Source organism: Paenibacillus sp. JDR-2 (genome assembly GCF_000023585.1).
Lineage (GTDB): Bacteria > Bacillota > Bacilli > Paenibacillales > Paenibacillaceae > Pristimantibacillus.
On sequence record NC_012914.1, the window covers coordinates 3,542,914 to 3,562,069 of the forward strand.

Below are 19,156 nucleotides of genomic sequence, written 5' to 3' on the forward strand. Positions count from 1 at the left end.
AAGCTGTCGAAGCCGATTTCGGCAGCTTTCAATTAAAGGTACAGCATAGCTATAGATGATTTTTACCAATCAGTATTTGGCTATAAATGGTAGACTATTAAGGAGAATGTAAACCTAGGAGCGGATTTATTATGAATAGAATAACTGACGAAAAATTATTCGAAGCTGATATAGCATCGTTGCAAGCGGCGATGGAAGCGGGCGAACTAACGTCCGAAGCTTGCGTTCGCTGGTATTTGGAGCGGATTGAAAGGATAAATCCGACTTTAAGGGCCGTGCTTGAAGTGAATCCCGACGCCATCTCCATTGCGAGGGAGCTGGATAAGGAGCGGATGGAGCTTGGAGCACGAGGACCCCTTCACGGTATTCCGATTCTGCTGAAAGATAATATCGATACGGGAGACCGGATGCATACCAGTGCGGGTTCCGTAGCTCTCGCGGAGCATTTTGCACCTGCGGATTCTGCTGTAGCCGGGCAATTAAAAGCATCGGGAGCCGTCATTCTCGGGAAGGCAAATATGACGGAGTGGGCGAACTTTATGTCAGGCTCGATGTGGGCGGGATACAGCTCCAGAGGCGGACTTACCTTGAATCCTTATGGACCGGGCGAGCTGTTCGTAGGGGGCTCAAGCTCCGGGTCGGGCTCTGCTGTAGCTGCTAATCTGTGCGCGGCTGCCATTGGAACGGAAACATCAGGCTCCATAATCAGTCCGTCCTCGCAAAATGGCATTGTTGGCATGAAGCCAACCATTGGTCTTGTGAGTCGAAGAGGGATTATCCCGATCACTCATAGCCAAGATTCGGCTGGGCCAATGACCCGGACGGTCAAGGACGCCGCGATTTTGTTAGGGGCTATGACAGCTTTGGATCCGGCAGATTCAGCTATGCATGATGTTGGGCGAACAGCGCATTCGGATTATGCTAGCTTCTTGGATGTAAACGGCTTGCAAGGCGCGAGGATTGGTATACCGCGGCATTACTATCAGGGACTTGACGAGGCGAGAGCCGAGATCATAGAGCGGGCAATCGTTTTGTGCGCTGAACTTGGGGCCGTTATCGTGGATCCCGTGACTATGCCTTGCGAGAATGCGAAGTGGGATTGGGATGTTATGCGTTACGAGTTTAAAAAGGGTCTGAATGATTATTTAGCCACAGCCGGCAACGGTGCATACATCCGGACCTTAGATGAACTGATCGAATACAACGAAGCCCATCGCGATACGGCACTCAAATACGGGCAAAACGTATTGATCTGGTCGAACGAAACGAGTGGAACGTTGACCGAACCGGAATATCTAGAAAGCCTTAGGCTTAACCATGAAACCGCGCGGAAGCAAGGAATTGACCATGTTATCGACTCGCATAAGTTAGACGCCCTGCTGTTCCTCGGCAACGAAGATGGGCTCGATATTTCCGCGCGTGCGGGTTATCCCGCCATTACCGTCCCCGGCGGATACGCAGAGACGGGCATTATCGCTGAAGGAGGCTATACGACAAAAGGTCCGCAGGGCATCACGTTTGTCGGTGCCGCCTACAGCGAGCCGGTGCTCCTCAAGTTAGCCTATGCCTATGAGCAGGCAAGCAAGTACCGTCGAGCACCGGCCGATCCGGTTTAGGCTTTCGATTCCTTTAATTGCGCGGAGCGAGCTCGCCGCCAGCTCATCAAGACCAAAGTTAAGGCAATAACCGTTAAAATAATCCCGAGGATACGAAACCCGGTGAAGCTGAATTCTCCTCCCATTACAATGCCGGTCAATAAGGACGAAATGATGGTGCCGAGATATCGGGAGGTATTAAATAAGCCGGAAGCTACGCCAATGATTTCTTTCGGCGAACTGTCGAACAATGCCGTTTGCATACCGACGCTGTTCAATCCGTTGCTTATTCCGAAGGCAGCTAAGGCAATGCAGACGCTTATAACGGGCGAGCTCTCATTTAATGTCACGATCCATACGGAACCAAAGACCATCAGAATGGCTGATACGAATAAAGCGGGCCGTGGGCCGGATTTGTCGATCCATTTGCCTGCTAGCGGGGAAGCCGCAAGCGAGCACAGGCCTAAACTAAGCATCAGCATGCCGGTGTGGAATTCGCTGACATGCCGAACGATCTGCAAGTAAGAAGGTAGTCCAAAGAATAAGGAGTAGAACAAAATGTTCACGAGTATAAATTGAACATTAACCCACGTCATCGCCGGGTATTGGGCTATAGTCCGTAACGGGATAAAAGGAGATTTTGCTTTTAACTCATGTCTGACGAAAGCCCCAAGCGATAATAGTCCAATCAATCCGATAACGACGTAACTAAACGAGACGTGCCCGGAAGATTTTGCGGACAATAATCCGACAAGCAGGGCAACCAGTCCCGCCGTAAATAGCAGAATCCCTGACGCGTCAATCAGATCAAGCCATTTGCGGATGGTAAGGCCGCGGACGGGGGAAGTCTCCGGTTTATCCTTGGGAATGGTTCTCCATGCCAGCAAGTAACTGGCTATGGCAAACGGGATGTTGACGAAGAAGATCGCCGGCCAATCCCACCAATGGATGAGCACGCCGCCAACAAAAGGACCGATAGCTGCCGCGCCGGATAAAAAGATGGACAGAACAGACAGCGCGGCAGCCTGCTTATCCGTTATATAGATACGGACAATAGCCATGCCTACGGCAACCATCATGCTTGTGCCTATCGATTGAATAATACGGAACACGATCAGCCAGCCAAAGCTTGGTGACAACGGCGCTAATAGCGACGCTAGAAAAGCGATAACTAGACCGTACAGGAAGATATTTCTTCGTCCGAATAAGTCGCTGGCCCTGCCCATCACGGGCTGGGCGACAGCGCTCGCAATATAGAAAGAAAATATAATCCAGGACACTCCGGTGAAATCAAGCTTGTATTCGGTTTGAAGCCTTGCCATTGCCACGGAAATCATGGACGAGTTTAAAGGGTTGAGCAGGATCCCTAATCCGACGGCTATCATGAGCCATCTGTTTCGTGTATTCAAGTAAAGTCACTCCCCGATTTATCTTGAATTCATCGTACGGGAAGTGCGACATTTATTCCAACGCATTTCATGTTATAATTTCATGGACTTAAAGGAATATACGGATGGTGAATTTCATGGAGCTTCTGCAATTGCAATATTTCTTGACGGTAGCCCGGCTGGAGCATGTCACCGAAGCCGCGCGGCATCTGCATGTCACGCAGTCGTCGCTTAGCAAGACGATTCAACGATTGGAAGAGGACTTAGGCGTGCTTTTATTCGACCGGGTAGGCAGAAAGCTGCGTCTTAACGAGTCGGGAAGCCGATTCCTGCTGCGTGCAGAGCGGGCTTTGTTCGAACTGGACCAAGGCAAGCAGGAGCTGAACGATTGGTCCAGCCCGGAACAAGGAACGATAGAGCTCGCGGTGAATACGGCAAGCATGCTGCCTAATATTCTGCGAGAATTCCGCAAGAAGAAGCCCAATATTCAGTTCCACGTGCAGATGCTGACGACGCAGGAGATGGTAGCGCATCTTCATCGGGGAGATATTGATTTCTGCCTGTCTTCGCCTCCGCTTGAGGGAGAAGATATCGAATGCCAGATCATGTACAGAGATGCAATCCTTTTAGCGGTTCCCGAATCGCATCGTCTGGCAGGGCGGAGCAGCGTATCCTTACCCGAGCTGAAGGAGGAATGGTTCGTTGGAGTGAAGAAAGGTTACGGTACCCGTGATCTGGTAGACTCCATATGCAAAAAGGCTGGCTTCGAGCCCAAGTTTGTGTATGAAGGGGATGAGCCTGCGAGAATTAATGCGCTTGTGGAAGCCGAAATCGGCATTGCGTTTATACCGGGCACGGCTAGAAATTCAAACGGGCAGATTGCTTATCTAGAGATAGATAACAACGAGCTCGTGCGGGAAATCGCATTGTTATGGCATAAGAGCCGTTATGTATCGCGGGCTGCTCAATCTTTTCGCAAAGTTGTCGTTAATTACTTCGAGACGTTGTCTAAGGAAGATAATTAATACGGCTAATTATCATTGATTTTAGGAGGTCCATTCATGTTTAAATTATTCGAGTATAACTGGCAGGTACGGAAGGATTGGTTCGAATGGTGCCGGGACGTCTCCCAGGAAGAGCTGCTGAAGAAGCGGACTGGCGGAATTGGGGGTATTCTGCATACCTTGTTTCATGTTGCGGACGTGGAGTACAGCTGGCTCCGCGCTCTGCAAGGGAAGCCCGATTTCACGGAACCGTTCCAGTCGTATGCCAGCCTTGAGCAGGTAATGGAGTTATCGGATAGATTCCACGAAGAAGTTCGGTCGTTCGTAACCGCATGGACCGATGACATGGAGATGAAGGGATTGTCCGATGTATATCCGAATGGAGAGCCTATCAATTTCAAATACGGTGAAATCATGCGGCATGTCCTTGCTCATGAAATACACCATATGGGCCAATTGTCCGTGTGGTCGAGAGAATTAGGGAAGGCCCCAGTCACCGCTAATTTTATTCGACGGGGATTGTTCGGCTAACTAGGCACGCTATACTTTGTTCAGAACGTGGTCCGCACAAATGAACGGCAAGAAAAGATACGAGGCCATTATCGCTGCTCGAACGCTTGATCCGAAAGTGGAAAGTATCGTTGTCAGTAACGACAGCTTGGATCGAAATATCGCTTATAATATGGAAGTCGCGATGATCAGAATCATAAAATGTCATAAGCAATAACTAAGACAGCCCGTCAAACGAAAAGGTTGTCTTTTGTTGTTTTCAATTTTCTTTGAACTTATAGTTCACATTAACCTGGAACTCCAGCTCCGGTTAGATTGTGGACCAGGCCTGTTATTTCATTCTTGGCTTTAGAGAGGGGCAGGAGCTTTATGATCGAAGTGTATTTGGATGGTGCCAGCGCCGGAAATCCGGGGCCAAGCGGCGCCGGCATTTTCATCAAGAATCACGGGGAAGTGGAGCGTTATTCCATTCCGCTCGGGGTAATGGACAATCACGAAGCGGAGTTCCGAACCTTTACCCTCGCACTGGAGTTATGTATCCGCAAGGAGTACAAGACCGTGTCCTTCCGGACGGATTCCCAATTCGTGAACCGGGCTGTCGAGATTGAATTTGTGAAAAACAAGAAGTTTGCGCCGCTGCTTCTAGAAGCGCTTAAGCTGACGAAGCAATTTGAACTGTTTTTTATGATGTGGATTCCCAGCTCCGAGAACAAATCGGCCGACCAGCTGTCGCGGGCCGCTATTCGCGGCAATTAATCGGCTGCTTTGGCGTTTTGCCGGTATAACGTAGGAGCTATTCCTGTCTTTTGCTTGAATAGATTCGAAAAATATTGCGGGTCGTCATAACCAAGATGTATCGCAATTTCACCAACGGGCAGCTCCGTGTCTTGAAGCATCATTCTCGCAATGTCCAGCTTGCGCATCAGCACGTATTGATAAATGGTACTGCCGGTATGCTGTTTGAAGATACGGTTCAGCTGCTTGAAGGATAATCCCATTTGATGGGAAAAATCTTCCGATTGGAAGGTTTCACCAACTAACTGATCCAGATAAAGCTTCATACGTCCCATCATTGGCGAGGTATATTCGGCAGCTTCCTTTACGACTTTCCGCAGAGCAACTAAAATCTCCGTGCTGCTTAGGATTAAGGCGGTCTGCGTGTCAGTGCCTTCTTCGGTCTTATGTTTTGCGGCAGCAAAGCCCTTCAAGAACAAAGCTTCAATGTCAGCGCTGGGGATATACGGGGTATGAAGCAAATGGAAGGTTTCGAGGAGCGGCAGACTATTGCCGTGGAGATTGTACCAGTAATAGGTCCATGGATCGCCAGAATCCGACAAGGCTGTTACTTCATGCCTGCTGTCTTTCCTCAGAATAAAAGCGTCGCCTCTTCCAAGGCGGTGCTTCTCCGAATTAACCCTGATTTCTCCGTGTCCATTTATCACATATCCAAGCACGGTGATATCTGCTTTCTTTCGAATATTCTTATAGGTCGGCGCACAAATATTCATTCCAATCATCGGGACATATAGCGATAGATCTGGAGAATGCGGCAGTGCATGGATATCGCCATGCTTATGCTGCGCACGGTTGTCATCTGCAAGTGAAATGTCCATTTTCCTCACTTCTCCTTCCTTTTCCTCTATGTTCATCTGCTTACGAAAACACTATCATGAATATGAAATCTAGTCCATATCCGCAAGGGAAGAATAGGCGGAAGTTTGATAGATGAGGGAGAGAATCGAATGAATCAGAAGGCCTTAATTACCGTAAACACGGAAGCACCTTCCAAGCACCGCTTGAATCCTTATATTTTCGGCCATTTCGTGGAGGACATCCGCGATCATATGGATGCCATGTTAGCCTTTACGCTGAAGGACATGGACTTTGAGGACGAAGCCGATACGCGCGGCGTATCCTCAGGCTGGTATGCCGTAACCAATGGCAAGAATACGGAATATACATTGGAGCCTGCCGCTCCGCGGCATTCCGGCCATAGCCAGCGTATCCGGATTTTCAGCGCGGACCGCTGCTATGGCGGAATTGGACAACAGGTCAGTGTCGAGGGCGGACTAACTTATCGCGTAAGCATCGTAGCGCGTGCCGCTATGGATCTTCGGGCTGCCGTCTGCGAGATTGTCGACCGTGAGTCCGGTGAGTTGCTGAGCCGAACTGAAGTTGAACTGCGGGGACATAAGTGGAACGAATATGAGATTGAGCTGATTCCCAACCGTTCCTGTGAGAGGGCGGAGTTCCGGATTCTGCTCTCCTCGGAGAGTGATTCCTGGCGTGACGGCATGGGATCGGGCATGCTGTGGCTGGATCATGTGTCGATGCTTCCTACGGATAGCATAGGCTATGTAAAACGGGAAGTAGTAGAGTTAACCAAGCAGTTAAAGCCGGGAATGATGCGTCTGGCGGGTAATTACATCAGCGCTTATCATTTTGAGGACGCGATTGGCCCCGTACTGGAACGGCCCAACATGATTAACGAGGCATGGGGAGGCTGGACGAACAAATATTTCGGAACGGATGAATTCCTTGCGTTCTGCCGGGATACGGAGACGGAGCCTTTAATCTGCGTCAATGCGGGAACAGGTTCACCCGAGGAAGCAGCCGCATGGCTGGAGTATTGCAACGGCAGCGTAGACTCGGAATATGGCGCGCTTCGGGTTCGAAACGGCCATCCGGAGCCATATGGCGTCAAGTATTGGGAGATCGGGAACGAAATTTACGGACCATGGCAGCATGGGCATTGCACGGCGGAGCAATTCGCGCACCGGTATAACCGTTTTGCGGATGCGATGAAAGCGGTGGATCCGGATATCGTGCTTTTGGCATGCGGCGATTGCGATCCCGAATGGAATCGTACGGTGCTTAGCATTTCGGCGGACAAAATGGACATGCTGACGCTGCATATTTATCACGGCTTTGGTACGGTGGGAATTACCCCTCATACGCCAAAAGAAGAACGGTATCCGGCTGTGATGTCGTTCCCTGAGGTAAGCCGTGCCGCAATCAGCAAGGCTGAAGAGATCATTTCAAGCAATCCGGCCTTCTCGCATGTGAAGCTTGCGATCACGGAGTACAACACAATGTACTATCCGAACACGATTCGCGAAGGGCGTCCGATGGAGCATACGCTGGAATCCGCAGTTGCAAATGCCGCTAATTTGAACGAATTTATCCGGCAATCCCATCTGATCGAGATTGGAAGCTACTCGGATCTGGTCAACGGCTGGCTTGGCGGATGTATCCGGGTTGGAGATTGTTACGCGGATCAGTACCGGGGCAAAGAAACAGGGTGGAGCGGCCGCAGCGGAGTGGTATACGGCACGCCAACCTTCCATGTAATGAAGGCCTATGCGAATCGCGATATTTCCCGCGTATTGAAGGTACAAACAGAAAGTCCAACCTTCGATTGGCCATCCGGCTCGAAGCGGTTTGATTTGGAGCCCGGTGCTTTGCCGGCGCTTGACGTGGCAGCCGGGCTTAATGAATCCGGCAACGTATTGACCTTGTTTGTCGTTAACCGAGGTCTTACAGCGGTTGAGGCTGAGCTGGCTGTCGGTTTGTTTGCGCATGCAGGTGTGGCGGCTGTATGGGAGCTGTCCGGCGATGATTATGAGTTAATCAACGATGTATTTGAGCCGGAAGCCGTAACAGCGGAGGAGAGCCTTCTAAAATTCCAAGATGGCAAGCCGCTGCTGACTTTGAAGCCTCATTCGGTGTACGTCATTGAGGTACGCAAGTAAATAACGGGTGTTGGGAAGATCCTCCGGTTAATCCGGAGGATCTTCTTTTTTTATTTAGCTGCATTAACGATCGCTTGCATGCTACAATATTTGGTAATGACAAGCATTTTCGAGGAGGCCGTATACATATATGAATGTTCAATTGGCAGAGCGAAAAATCGCGGAATGGGCGGAAGCAAACTGTACAGGAATGGGTATCGGCCCGAATCCGATACAGGCAAGTTATATTTACAACCCGGGAGGTTTTGGCAACTTATCTTTCAGGCTAACGGATGGACGGTCGCGTCTTCACGCCAAGCTCGCTCCGCCTGGCAAACGCGCCAGGCTGCAGCAATGGGCGAATGTAAGCGAATATTTAACGAAGAATTATTCAGCACCTAAGCTTATTCATGATATCAACGAAGAAATAGTGCCGGGTTATCCGTATGGACTAGTTTTCGAATACATAGAAGACGCGGTTCCGCTTGCGGAGGTTCTTGAAGCTGACGGGATCCGATCCGCCGTGCTGAAGATCATTGCCAAGCTGCATCTTGATAAGGGGCTTCGGGAGTTGCTTACTGCGGCGGCTACCCGGACCTACGCCGAAGCATTCGAAGAGGAATATCTATCCCGCTTTACGGAAGATCTGGTCGGGATTCTTGAATCACGGGAGCTTCTGAAGGGTTTTGTGACGGATGAGACCCTAACATGGTTTGGAGATGAGATAGAGAGACTAAGGGAAATCATCCGGCAGACTCCCGCTTTTCAACAGGCCGCTGTCGATGTTGTCCATAACGATCTGAATGGCAATAACGTATTGGTACGGGGAGATGGCTCGTTCCGGATCATCGATTGGGATGATCTGTCCGGGCAAGGAGATGCGGCGATGGATTATTCCGTGCTCCTCTGGCCGCTTGCCGACGATCCTTCATGGCCGATCTGGAGAGAGAAGGTACTTGCGGCTGCCGGAGATGCCGTTGTCGAACGGCTTGAGCTTTATTTTCGGGCAAAGCTTCTGGATGATGTCATTGACGTTCTCGCCGATTACGTTGAAGCAGAGCAAGTGCCTGAATATAGAGAAGAAGCCCAACGCAAGTCGAAAGCTATTCATCTGTCCTCTTATCCAAAGTATCTTGCTAAATATGAAGCTTACTCTTAAAAGCCGCGAATTCGCGGCTTTTTCTTTATGTATAAGTTTCTCCAAGTATCCATTTCGAATACACACGTTGGACACACGAACCCCCTATACTTCAACTTGTAGAACAAATGGAGGTGCCAATGGATGATAAGAATGCCGAATTTCGGGTAAACCTGTGATAGCATAGGATATACGATTGCGGTTCCGCACGAGAAAGGAACCATTGCCGGAAAGAGGCGTGATTCAAATGAAACGAAGTATTTTATTAGTGGAAGACGATACGCTCATGCGGGAATTTATAACGGATTATTTCAAAAAAGAGCAATGGGATGTCCACGAGGCGGAGAACGGAAGGGTTGCGCTTGAGTTGTTCGAGCGAGTCTCCGTCGACCTGATTGTGTTAGACATTATGATGCCGGAGATGGACGGCTGGTCCGTATGCAGACGGATCCGCGAGAAATCGGATGTTCCTATAATTATGATCACGGCAAGGGCCGAGGACGAAGATCAATTGATGGGCTTCGAGCTGGGAGCAGACGAATACGTAACGAAGCCGCTAAGTCCAAGGGTGCTGGTCGCCCGGGCAAACGCCTTGATGAAGAGAACGGAAAGAACGGTGGGGCGGGAAGCGGAGCTCCTTCAATACGGAGAATTGTCGGTGAACCGCGAGGCCCATACGGTTACGGTGACTGGGGAACTCATTAATCTGTCACCCAAAGAATACGATCTGCTGCTATTCCTGATCAAGCATGACGGTAAAGTTTTGTCCCGGGACTATATTCTGAATGCGGTATGGGGATACGAGTACCTTGGAGATTTGCGGACCGTGGACACTCATATCAAGAAATTAAGAGCCAAGCTCGGAGACGCCGGCAAACTGATTGCGACCGTCATCCGATCCGGCTACAGGTTTGAATCGGAAGCATGAGAAGACATGGCGTCGTACTCAAGCTGTTCGTCATAACGTCTGTTTTGATCTTGTTTATTTTTACGCTGGTAATGTTGGCCGAAGGGTTGTTCTTTGAACGGTTTTACCGGATGTCCCGGATTCATCAGCTGGAATCGGCCATTAACGGGTTTAGCAATCAGTATAACGAGGTAAAGGGAAATGAACGGGAGCTTTCCAGTCTGCTCGGGAGGTTTATGAACCGGAATGATACCAGCTCGGCCGTACTGAATAAAAGCTTTAATAAAGCCAACCTCAATCCGTATTATGTAAAGCTTCAGTCGGGCGGTAAGAGCATTACCCTTCCGATCCCAACCGCAGGCGCTACGATCAACAGCATTCCGCGGGGAGTTTCTATTGGAAGCAATATGATTGCGGACGGGATTTTTATGGACGAGAAGGATACGGTGCTTCACCCGATTACCTTCTGGTCCGACAATGCCGCGCCTCTTGATGAAGGATTAGTACGGATAGAAGGAAAGGTAACCGAGTTTTTGCTGCCGGAGCAGCGGTCGTTCAACCCTCTTTACCAGGATGCTCTGGTTGACGAAGCTCTACAGGATTGGACGACATCGGCGGAGGCGAGACTGTCCCGCTTGCATGCGGGAGAGACGGTACGGAGCGAATGGAAGGATCCATGGAGCGGAGTCGAGTACGCCATACTCGTACAATTTCTTGCCGGTACGGATGAGGATGAGCATTATATGTTCGTTATGGCTTCTCTCCAGCCGGTAGGAGAAGCGGTTGATATTTTGAAAAAGTACGTCATTTACTTGGCGCCGGTCATACTTGCTCTCGTTCTCGCGTTATCGCTGATCTATTCGAGAATTGTATCTCGTCCGCTTCTGACCCTTAATCGATCGGCCGCACGGCTCGCCAAGCTTGATTTCACCGATCATCCGGAGATTCGCTCCAAGGACGAGTTCGGGGAATTATCGAGGAATATGAACGCTTTATCCCGAAATCTGGACTCGGCACTAAGCGAGCTCAAGCTTGCTAACGAGCAGCTGCAGGAGGACATGAGAGAGAAGCAGAAGTCCGAACAGCTGCGCAAAGAATTGGTGGCGAATATATCCCACGAGCTCAAAACTCCGCTAGGCATCGTAAAAGGCTTTGCGGAGGGGCTTCAAGACGGGGTGGCAGACGACAAAAGAGAACGTTACCTCGCCTTGATCGTGAACGAGACGGACCGGATGAACGCTCTTATTATGGATATGCTGGAACTGTCCAAATTCGAGGTAAAGGCCGTCAAGCTAAATATTGAACGGTTCTCCCTAACCAATCTCGTTAGAGAGGTTGCAAGCTCCTTCACGCAGCAGCTGGAGAGCAAGCAGTTACGGCTAAGAGTTCGGCAGGATGGAGAACGGGAGCTATTCGTTTACGCGGACCGTAGACGGATCGAGCAGGTCCTGCTTAATCTGCTCAGCAATGCGATTCGCCACGCCATTGAGGATAGCGCGATCGTTATAGAGATGGAAAGGGCAGAAGGAGATGCGATAAAAACCATCGTGGAGAATACCGGTCCTTCTATTGCGGAGGAAGACCTGAACCGAATTTGGGATCAGTTCTACAGGGCAGAACGTTCCCGTGATCGCAAATCCGGCGGAACCGGCTTAGGGCTGGCTATAGTTAAACATATATTAGAGTTGCACGGCAGTCTTTACGGGGCAGCCAATATAGAGAGCGGTGTTGCTTTTTCATTCACTTTACGGGAAAACAAAGGAGAGATTCATGATGAATAAAAAAACGATTTGCTTATTGGTGGCTTCGTTAGCCGTTCTGGTTGTAATGAGCGCATGCGGAAATAAATCGGAAACAGGAAATACGAATTCGGCAAACGAAGGGAGCGTAACGGAAGCTCCGGCAACGAATTCGCCGAGCGACAATACCGGAAATGCGGAGGAGTCCGCATCGCCTGAAAATGCAACACCGGACGCAACAAAGTCGTCTGATGCAGCTGGTAACAATGCCAATGAAGAGATCCTGATTATCATCGATCAAACCGAAAAACCTATCGAGGGCAACAGCTTTGATTTTGTGGTCAACAAACGCCCGGAAGGCTACATGCTGTCCAAGATGGAGTGGAAATCCGGTAAAACCAACATCGTCAATTCTACTCAAGAGGCGATTGAGCATGGCGGTAACGGCGATGACGGATTCTACATCAGCGGGGACGGACAGTTTATGGGCTTCTTCTACCCGGACGATTTGAAGGATCAGAAAGGCGATGCGAAATTCACCTTCGTTAATGATGCGGGCAAAGAACTTACTTGGAAGAAGACAATTACTTTGAAATAAATGAAATTCATAAAAATTAGCATGAATACGACTAAGATAACGGAAGATGAATTAGTTAGTTTTTTCATGATTAGCGATTTTAAATATGCGATGACAGGTAGGTAGATTGTTCATCCGTTTAAACCAAAAGCCGCGTTTGCACGCGGCTTTTGGTTTACTATTCAGGTATAACTCATTTTCGGAAAGGAAATTATACTGTCGTTGAATTCAAGTTGACACGACACCGTTTGGTGTCTTATAATTTAAAAAGACACCAAACGGTGTCGCATACATCGTGCATAAGTAAAAAAGTTACCTTGCATTCTATTGTAACGAAATGAATGGAGCAGCTGCAACCCATGGATTCAAACACCAAATATCTGTTTATGAATTGAACTCTAGGAGGGGGTGTTGTGAACGATAATATTCCGTCACGGGATGTCTTTGACGCGATTGCGGATCCAACCCGGCGCCGGTTGATTCAGCTATTGTCCGAGACAGCGGAAATCCCGCTTCATGAGTTAACCTCGCAATTCGATATGGGGCGTACGGCCGTATCGAAGCATTTGACCATCCTGAAGGAAGCGGGACTGGTAACGGACCGGAAGGTTGGCAGAGAAACGCGCTTTCGGCTAAATGCCGCTCCGTTGAAAGAAATTCAGGACTGGGTCTCTTACTACAGGAAATTCTGGACTGTTAATATGCTGCGTCTGCAGCAACTATTAGAGGAGGAAGAAGAATGAGTTTGAAATTAGAACTGGATTTTCAATACAAAACTTCGGTAGAAAAGGCATGGGCGGCATTAACCACTTCCGAAATGCTTGCCAAATGGGTGCTCCCAAACGATTTTAAACCGGAGGTTGGACACCGGTTTCAGTTCCGGGCAGAGCCTAATCAATATTGGGACGGCGTTATTGACGGCGAAGTGCTTGCTGTAGACGAAGCAAACCGTTTGCTGTCCTACTCTTGGGCGGTTGGTCCAGAGAAGCATACGGTTACCTGGACGGTTCAGGAGCTGGGAGATGGCAAGGTGAACCTTCACCTTGAACAAACCGGCTTCTCGAGCGTACCAGCGCTTGAAGGAGCTAGATACGGCTGGACGAACTGGCACAACGAGCTTGCCAAGCTGCTGGCGCAATAATCGCATATTAGAGCCTATACGGACACAGATTCACATAAACCGGTTGCAACTGTTTGCAACCGGTTTATGTCTGGTTCGTACAATTGGATGGATATAAATCTACGACCCGAAAGGATGTAAGGAATGAGCGAAACGGGCCAGGAGTACATCGTCATTACGAATGCCAGGGAAAACAATCTAAAGAACGTTTCTTTGCGTATCCCCAAGCGGAAAATTACGATTTTTACGGGAGTATCGGGATCAGGGAAGTCATCCATCGTTTTCGATACGATTGCTGCTGAATCTACAAGACTGCTAAACGAGAACTTCAGCACATTCGTTCGGACTTTCTTGCCGAGCTTTCCACAGCCGGATACGGACGGAATCGAGAACCTCAGCATGGCCGTTGTTGTCGACCAGAAAAGACTAGGCGGCGGCTCCCATTCCACGATGGGCACAATCACCGATATTTCTCCGATCCTCCGCGTTCTGTTCTCCCGGGTAGGGGAGCCGTTTGTTGGATCGGCCAATATGTTTTCCTTTAATGATCCGCAAGGCATGTGTCCGGAATGCAACGGTATCGGCCGCAGGCTTGGGGTGGATATGGGCAAGGCCATTGATAGGTCCAAATCGCTGAATGAAGGCGCCATTATGCTTCCGGATTATACCGTAAGCGGTTGGGAGATGAATATGCTCCTGCAGTCGGGTGACTTTGATCCGGATAAGAAGCTGCAGGATTACTCGCCGGAAGAACTGGATCAACTGCTCTATGCCAAGGCGCGGAAGGTGCAGATGGACTTTGCCGGCAAGGCAACCAACATTACCGTGGAAGGCGTTATTGAGAAGTTCACGAACAAATATATCAAGCAGGACGTAAAGCTGAAATCCGAACGCACGCAAAAAGCGGTTATGCCGTTTATCACCGAAGGCAAATGTACCAGCTGCCACGGTTCGAGACTTAGTCAGGCTGCGCTAAACTGCCGGATTAACGGAAAAAACATCGCAGAGCTATCCTCGATGGAGGTTGGACATCTCATCCGGGTCATTCAAGAAATCAGCGATGCCAAGGCAGCGCCAATCGTCAAATCGTTGACGGAACGCCTTCAGCATCTGGTAGATATCGGGCTGGACTATCTAACGCTGGATCGGGAGACCGATACGCTATCCGGCGGCGAGTCGCAGCGCGTCAAGATGGTCAAGCATTTGAGCGGCAGCCTGGTTGACGTCACTTATATTTTCGATGAGCCTAGCGTTGGACTTCATCCCCGAGATGTACACCGGTTGAACGACTTGCTTGTTAAGCTGCGGGATAAGGGGAATACCGTTATTGTCGTTGAGCATGATCCTGACGTTATCAAGGTTGCCGATCATATCGTGGACGTTGGCCCTCATGCAGGCAGCCGGGGAGGGAACATCGTGTTTGAAGGCAGCTACCAGGGTTTATTAGAGTCGGGCACCTTAACCGGAATGCATATGAAGAGACCTCTTGAGTTGAAGCAGAATTGCAGGAAGGCTACCGGCAAGCTGCCTATCCGCAATGCTAATCTGCATAACCTTCAGAACGTAAGCTTAGATATCCCGACCGGTGTATTAAACGTTGTTACCGGTGTTGCGGGTTCGGGGAAAAGCTCGCTTATAAACGATGTATTCCTCACCCAGCATCCGGATGCTGTTGTTATCGATCAATCAGCGGTTGGCGTCTCAACACGTTCGAATCCGGCAACCTATACGGGCATTATGGATGACGTGCGCAAGGCGTTCGCATCTGCCAATAAGGTTAATCAGGGATTGTTCAGCTTCAACTCCAAAGGAGCTTGCGAGAACTGCCAAGGGCTTGGTGTTGTGTATACGGACCTGTCCTTCTTCGATAGCGTAAAGATGCCATGCGAGGTCTGCGAAGGCAAACGGTTCAAGGAAGAGGTTCTCGAATACAAGCTGAACGGTAAAAACATTGCGGAAGTGCTGGAGATGACCGTCGAGCAGGCATTGGAGTTTTTCGAGCTGAAGGAAGTGAAGAAGAAGCTTCAAGCGATGAGCGATGTCGGCCTGAACTACATTACGCTTGGTCAGCCGCTCAGCACGTTATCCGGCGGGGAATGCCAGCGCATCAAGCTGGCAAGCGAGCTGCATAAGAAGGGCAGCATCTACGTCATGGACGAGCCAACAACCGGTCTGCATATGTCGGATATCGGCCATCTTCTGGAGATTATGAACCGGCTTGTGGATACCGGCAATACGGTAATTGTCATTGAACACAATCTCGAGGTAATCAGTCAAGCCGATTGGATTATTGACATGGGACCGGATGGAGGCAGCAGAGGCGGCCGGGTAGTGTTCGAGGGTATTCCTTCGCAAATCATTCTTGAGGAACAGTCGATAACAGGGAAGTTCTTGAAGTAAACCATATCCTTCATACGAAAAGAAGCTGCCGAACCCTTGGATCGGCAGCTTCTTTTGCAATTCAAGGAGTTTTGACCCCGTCAAAGCGGGTAGTCAGCTGCTTCATGAACGCAATGGTTGCTTTTCCTATATAGCGGTCCTTCAGATAAGCAATACCGACTTCCCTGCGAAGTGAAGGGTTGCTTATCGGAATCATGATCATATTCTGATCCGGATACAATTCGAGCAGCGTTTTAGATAGAATGGAAGCTCCGGCACCAGACTGCACGAGGGAGAGAATCGACTTGATGGCCGAAGTCTCTATGACGGGCTCCCAAGCAACGCCATGCATGCTGCACACCGTGTCAATCAACTGCCGGCAACGGTGGGTTTTGGGGAACATAATGATGGGCTCTTTCATCGCTTCTTCTATGGTAACGCTAGGCTCACCGGATAACGGGGAATTGGAATGGGCTACGAAATAAAATTCTTCCTCGTACAAAGAAACTTTACTGAATCTGTCGTCATCTACCGGAAAGATGGTTACCGCAAAATCAAGCTCATCCTGCAGAAGGGGATCCACCACATCCTCCAATGCCAATAGTTTAATGCTTATCCCCGGATATTTATTGTGAAAATCAACCAGCAAACCAGAAACGAGATCATTAATCTCCCCGATTAAAGTCCCAATCGTTAACGATCCGCGCTCCATATGATGAAGTTCGGAAATTTCCTCGCGTGCTCCGTCTATCGAGCGGAAAATGTTGCGGCTATGGTTAAGAAGGATAAAACCCGCTTCCGTAAGCGCGATTTTTTTCCCGATCCGATGAAATAACGGTACCCCCAGCTCTTCCTCCAACTGTTTTATTTGATAACTCATCGTTGGCTGCGTAATACCAAGCTTATCAGCCGCGCGGGTAAAATGAAGCTCATCGCAAATCGCTTGAAAATACTCCAGCTGTCTAATCTCCATGTGATACACCTCGTCAAAATCATGAATCATTCTTGTACTAAGTATAAAAGCATCATTTTGACAAATCAATTAATGGGTATCTATGATTTCGATAGAAATCATCTATTGATTTATCCAATACATATCCGCTTTTCGATTTAATTCAGATATCAAAAAGATAGAAACAATAATATTGATCTATCGATAGCATTCTCCTTACAATGAAGCCATATTCGTCGGACCACATTTAGACATAAACAGGAGAGAGAATGGAGAGATGACTATGAAGAGAATGCACAAACTGCCGGTTGCGCCGGCTTCCTTTTTCGCGATGACCTTGGGGCTGGCGGAAACGGGAAACGCATTGAGATTCGCGCAAGAAACGTGGGGAGGATCAAAGCTATGGGGTGAATGGTTTGAAGGCCTCGCCAGCTCTGATTCCGGAATCCGTACTTCTTTTGTCCGCTGCTATTTTGCCGTATAATGCGGCGTTTGCGCATGTTCTGTTCTGGGCGGGCTCCATATCCAATCTGATGTTGGCGACTATCCGGTATTCCGGAATGTGGAGAAATCCGCGAAGCCATACGCAGGTTACGCCTTCGTTATTCCTGACTTACACGGCAAGCGTACTGGTCAACGCTTTAATAGCGGGGCTGCTCGGCTACAAGGAATATGGTTGGATGGTGTTCGGAGTTGGTATTATTTCTTGGTTGATATTGGATTCCGTTGTCCTCCATCAGCTTGCAACAGGCGGTTTGGACGCGAAGATGCGAAACTTTATGGGCATATATACGGCTCCAGGCGCTATTGTGCTGGTAGCTTATCAAGTTCTGAGCGGACATTCCTCCGATTTGGTTACGTACGCCTTGGCAGGTTATACGTTGTTCCTTGTATTTTCCTTAACGCTTTCTTACAGCATCCATTGTTGTCACTCTGTCCGTTGCCCTTGGAGCTGTTTATTTGCTGATCGCGAAGAAATATTACCCTCCGGTTGCGGCCAGCAAGACCTGATTAAGTTATGCTTTTCTCCGTTGCTTGATGGATCCGAGCATCCATAAAATCAAAGGGAGCACAAGGTAGACAAAAGGGTAAAACATCCCGTTGAGATATAGGTTCTTCAAGGTGAAAGAAAGGCGGATATCGTGGTTGCTGTAAATGTAAAATACGCACCAGATACAGGTGACGATACAAGCGATCAGCCTCCAATTCCGGTAGCCGGTCCATTCGGACAACCCGTAACTAAGAATAAACAAGCAAACGGATAATTTGATAAACGCAGCAAGCAGCCATAGAGGGATGTAAAAAGCATCGATATTTTGAATGAAATTAAGAATGGAGATGTACTTAGTCAAAGAATAGACGGGTACAACTAATTGCGAAGCAATCTGGGGGCCGGTAACACACATCAGAACCAACGTAGCGAGCACACCCCAGACTACCGTCGTAACCGTTCCCCAAACAACTGCCTTTGCAGCCGTTCGCTTGTTCTCCGCAAAAAAGAACAGCATGAGGACGATTGATGGATCTGCGATGTAGCTATAAGAATTAAATGCGCCTGTGAGGATGGCCAGCCATCCGGTATCCGCGTAGACCGGCAGGATTCTCTTCACGTTCATATCTTGAGGATTAAGGAATAACTGAACAAATAACATAAAGAGAAGAATAGGGCCGATAATCTCAGCGCAGCGGCTTATGGCGGTTAATCCGCCTTTGTACACGGCATATACGACAAGAAACAACATACAGAGCAAGATGAGTATCATCGGCGTATTGTGAAGCATGACTAGATTTTGGAAATCAACCGTACCTCTCGCAATCGTGCTCATTTGTCTGAACCATAGCAGGAAATATACCAGCACCAGTATTTTTCCCAGTACGGTGCCCAATAGCTCCTTCATAAACGTAATCAAGGTTTTATCTTCGTGCTGCCTGCATACCCGAAGAGTGATCCAGGTGACAAAGAGCATGGTTAAGCCTCCAAGCACCATGGATATCCAGCTATCTTGAAGTGCTTGCTCCACGGCCAAGTGGATAGGCAGGTAGGAGGTCGTGACGAGAGAGGATATTGTCACGACCCAATACATTTGGTAGCTGCTGACTTTCATGTTTAATGTCC

General features: G+C 49.0%; 18 protein-coding genes. 14 read left to right on the plus strand and 4 right to left on the minus strand.

Features of this window, described 5'->3' with window-relative positions:
- Window positions 1-131 precede the first annotated feature (131 nt).
- Entirely contained in the window at window positions 132-1,616 is a 1,485-nt protein-coding gene (locus tag PJDR2_RS15620) for an amidase family protein (RefSeq protein WP_015844679.1), read from the plus strand.
- Here PJDR2_RS15620 and PJDR2_RS15625 read toward each other — a convergent pair.
- A complete protein-coding gene (locus tag PJDR2_RS15625; protein WP_015844680.1) occupies window positions 1,613-3,004 on the minus strand; it encodes an MFS transporter in 1,392 nt (463 codons plus the stop codon). The genes PJDR2_RS15620 and PJDR2_RS15625 overlap by 4 nt on opposite strands.
- 116 nt (window positions 3,005-3,120) lie before the next feature.
- On the opposite strand from PJDR2_RS15625, the gene PJDR2_RS15630 reads away from it, so the two are divergent.
- The 3 genes from PJDR2_RS15630 to PJDR2_RS15640 all read left to right on the plus strand — a co-directional run bounded on the left by PJDR2_RS15630 (window position 3,121) and on the right by PJDR2_RS15640 (window position 5,253).
- A complete protein-coding gene (locus PJDR2_RS15630) occupies window positions 3,121-4,008 on the plus strand; it encodes a LysR family transcriptional regulator (protein WP_041614327.1) in 888 nt (295 codons plus the stop codon).
- Between the two features lie 36 nt (window positions 4,009-4,044).
- Window positions 4,045-4,518, plus strand: a complete 474-nt coding sequence (locus tag PJDR2_RS15635) for a DinB family protein (RefSeq protein ID WP_015844682.1) — start codon at window positions 4,045-4,047, stop codon at window positions 4,516-4,518.
- 348 nt (window positions 4,519-4,866) lie between these two features.
- The gene (locus PJDR2_RS15640) at window positions 4,867-5,253 is read left to right on the plus strand and encodes a reverse transcriptase-like protein (RefSeq protein ID WP_015844683.1); all 387 of its coding nucleotides are present in this window, start codon (window positions 4,867-4,869) and stop codon (window positions 5,251-5,253) included.
- On the opposite strand, the gene PJDR2_RS15645 is transcribed toward PJDR2_RS15640, so the two are convergent.
- Window positions 5,250-6,110 carry a helix-turn-helix transcriptional regulator gene (locus PJDR2_RS15645; RefSeq protein WP_015844684.1) on the minus strand — a complete coding sequence of 287 codons (861 nt, stop codon included), beginning with the start codon at window positions 6,108-6,110 and terminating at the stop codon, window positions 5,250-5,252. The genes PJDR2_RS15640 and PJDR2_RS15645 overlap by 4 nt on opposite strands.
- 129 nt (window positions 6,111-6,239) lie before the next feature.
- On the opposite strand from PJDR2_RS15645, the gene PJDR2_RS15650 reads away from it, so the two are divergent.
- The 8 genes from PJDR2_RS15650 (at window position 6,240) to PJDR2_RS15685 (ending at window position 16,109) form a co-directional block, all read left to right on the plus strand.
- On the plus strand, window positions 6,240-8,249 hold the full coding sequence (locus PJDR2_RS15650; protein ID WP_015844685.1) for an alpha-L-arabinofuranosidase C-terminal domain-containing protein: 2,010 nt from the start codon (window positions 6,240-6,242) through the stop codon (window positions 8,247-8,249).
- A gap of 130 nt (window positions 8,250-8,379) precedes the next feature.
- Window positions 8,380-9,387, plus strand: coding sequence for an aminoglycoside phosphotransferase family protein (locus PJDR2_RS15655; RefSeq protein WP_015844686.1), 1,008 nt, complete (start codon window positions 8,380-8,382; stop codon window positions 9,385-9,387).
- Between the two features lie 226 nt (window positions 9,388-9,613).
- Entirely contained in the window at window positions 9,614-10,294 is a 681-nt protein-coding gene (locus tag PJDR2_RS15660) for a response regulator transcription factor (RefSeq protein ID WP_015844687.1), read from the plus strand.
- Entirely contained in the window at window positions 10,291-12,054 is a 1,764-nt protein-coding gene (locus PJDR2_RS15665) for a sensor histidine kinase (protein ID WP_015844688.1), read from the plus strand. The genes PJDR2_RS15660 and PJDR2_RS15665 overlap by 4 nt, the downstream gene beginning before the upstream one ends.
- On the plus strand, window positions 12,044-12,610 hold the full coding sequence (locus PJDR2_RS15670) for a hypothetical protein (RefSeq protein ID WP_265525139.1): 567 nt from the start codon (window positions 12,044-12,046) through the stop codon (window positions 12,608-12,610). The genes PJDR2_RS15665 and PJDR2_RS15670 overlap by 11 nt, the downstream gene beginning before the upstream one ends.
- 392 nt (window positions 12,611-13,002) lie before the next feature.
- Window positions 13,003-13,332 (plus strand): ArsR/SmtB family transcription factor, encoded by a 330-nt coding sequence (locus PJDR2_RS15675; RefSeq protein WP_015844690.1) that lies wholly within the window; start codon window positions 13,003-13,005, stop codon window positions 13,330-13,332.
- Entirely contained in the window at window positions 13,329-13,730 is a 402-nt protein-coding gene (locus PJDR2_RS15680; protein WP_015844691.1) for an SRPBCC family protein, read from the plus strand. Before PJDR2_RS15675 ends, PJDR2_RS15680 begins: the two co-directional genes overlap by 4 nt.
- A gap of 123 nt (window positions 13,731-13,853) precedes the next feature.
- Window positions 13,854-16,109, plus strand: a complete 2,256-nt coding sequence (locus PJDR2_RS15685; protein ID WP_015844692.1) for an ATP-binding cassette domain-containing protein — start codon at window positions 13,854-13,856, stop codon at window positions 16,107-16,109.
- A gap of 61 nt (window positions 16,110-16,170) precedes the next feature.
- Here PJDR2_RS15685 and PJDR2_RS15690 read toward each other — a convergent pair whose 3' ends face one another.
- Entirely contained in the window at window positions 16,171-17,061 is an 891-nt protein-coding gene (locus PJDR2_RS15690) for a LysR family transcriptional regulator (RefSeq protein ID WP_015844693.1), read from the minus strand.
- 256 nt (window positions 17,062-17,317) lie between these two features.
- Here PJDR2_RS15690 and PJDR2_RS32920 point away from each other — a divergent pair, with 256 nt between their 5' ends.
- Window positions 17,318-17,524, plus strand: a complete 207-nt coding sequence (locus PJDR2_RS32920; RefSeq protein ID WP_150106498.1) for a hypothetical protein — start codon at window positions 17,318-17,320, stop codon at window positions 17,522-17,524.
- Window positions 17,448-18,098, plus strand: a complete 651-nt coding sequence (locus PJDR2_RS15695) for a hypothetical protein (RefSeq protein ID WP_041613468.1) — start codon at window positions 17,448-17,450, stop codon at window positions 18,096-18,098. The genes PJDR2_RS32920 and PJDR2_RS15695 overlap by 77 nt, the downstream gene beginning before the upstream one ends.
- Here PJDR2_RS15695 and PJDR2_RS15700 read toward each other — a convergent pair.
- Window positions 18,057-19,145: a GerAB/ArcD/ProY family transporter gene (locus PJDR2_RS15700; protein ID WP_015844694.1), complete on the minus strand. Its 1,089-nt coding sequence runs from the start codon at window positions 19,143-19,145 to the stop codon at window positions 18,057-18,059. The two genes, PJDR2_RS15695 and PJDR2_RS15700, sit on opposite strands and share 42 nt — an antisense overlap.
- Window positions 19,146-19,156: the final 11 nt, after the last annotated feature.

Coding starts and splice junctions, on each gene's coding strand:
- PJDR2_RS15620 (WP_015844679.1), top strand. CDS start 132: ATGAATAGAATAACTGACGAAAAATTATTCGAAGCTGATATAGCATCG.
- PJDR2_RS15630 (WP_041614327.1), top strand. CDS start 3,121: ATGGAGCTTCTGCAATTGCAATATTTCTTGACGGTAGCCCGGCTGGAG.
- PJDR2_RS15635 (WP_015844682.1), top strand. CDS start 4,045: ATGTTTAAATTATTCGAGTATAACTGGCAGGTACGGAAGGATTGGTTC.
- PJDR2_RS15640 (WP_015844683.1), top strand. CDS start 4,867: ATGATCGAAGTGTATTTGGATGGTGCCAGCGCCGGAAATCCGGGGCCA.
- PJDR2_RS15645 (WP_015844684.1), bottom strand. CDS start 6,110: ATGGACATTTCACTTGCAGATGACAACCGTGCGCAGCATAAGCATGGC.
- PJDR2_RS15650 (WP_015844685.1), top strand. CDS start 6,240: ATGAATCAGAAGGCCTTAATTACCGTAAACACGGAAGCACCTTCCAAG.
- PJDR2_RS15655 (WP_015844686.1), top strand. CDS start 8,380: ATGAATGTTCAATTGGCAGAGCGAAAAATCGCGGAATGGGCGGAAGCA.
- PJDR2_RS15660 (WP_015844687.1), top strand. CDS start 9,614: ATGAAACGAAGTATTTTATTAGTGGAAGACGATACGCTCATGCGGGAA.
- PJDR2_RS15665 (WP_015844688.1), top strand. CDS start 10,291: ATGAGAAGACATGGCGTCGTACTCAAGCTGTTCGTCATAACGTCTGTT.
- PJDR2_RS15670 (WP_265525139.1), top strand. CDS start 12,044: ATGATGAATAAAAAAACGATTTGCTTATTGGTGGCTTCGTTAGCCGTT.
- PJDR2_RS15680 (WP_015844691.1), top strand. CDS start 13,329: ATGAGTTTGAAATTAGAACTGGATTTTCAATACAAAACTTCGGTAGAA.
- PJDR2_RS15685 (WP_015844692.1), top strand. CDS start 13,854: ATGAGCGAAACGGGCCAGGAGTACATCGTCATTACGAATGCCAGGGAA.
- PJDR2_RS15690 (WP_015844693.1), bottom strand. CDS start 17,061: ATGGAGATTAGACAGCTGGAGTATTTTCAAGCGATTTGCGATGAGCTT.
- PJDR2_RS32920 (WP_150106498.1), top strand. CDS start 17,318: ATGACTATGAAGAGAATGCACAAACTGCCGGTTGCGCCGGCTTCCTTT.
- PJDR2_RS15700 (WP_015844694.1), bottom strand. CDS start 19,145: ATGAAAGTCAGCAGCTACCAAATGTATTGGGTCGTGACAATATCCTCT.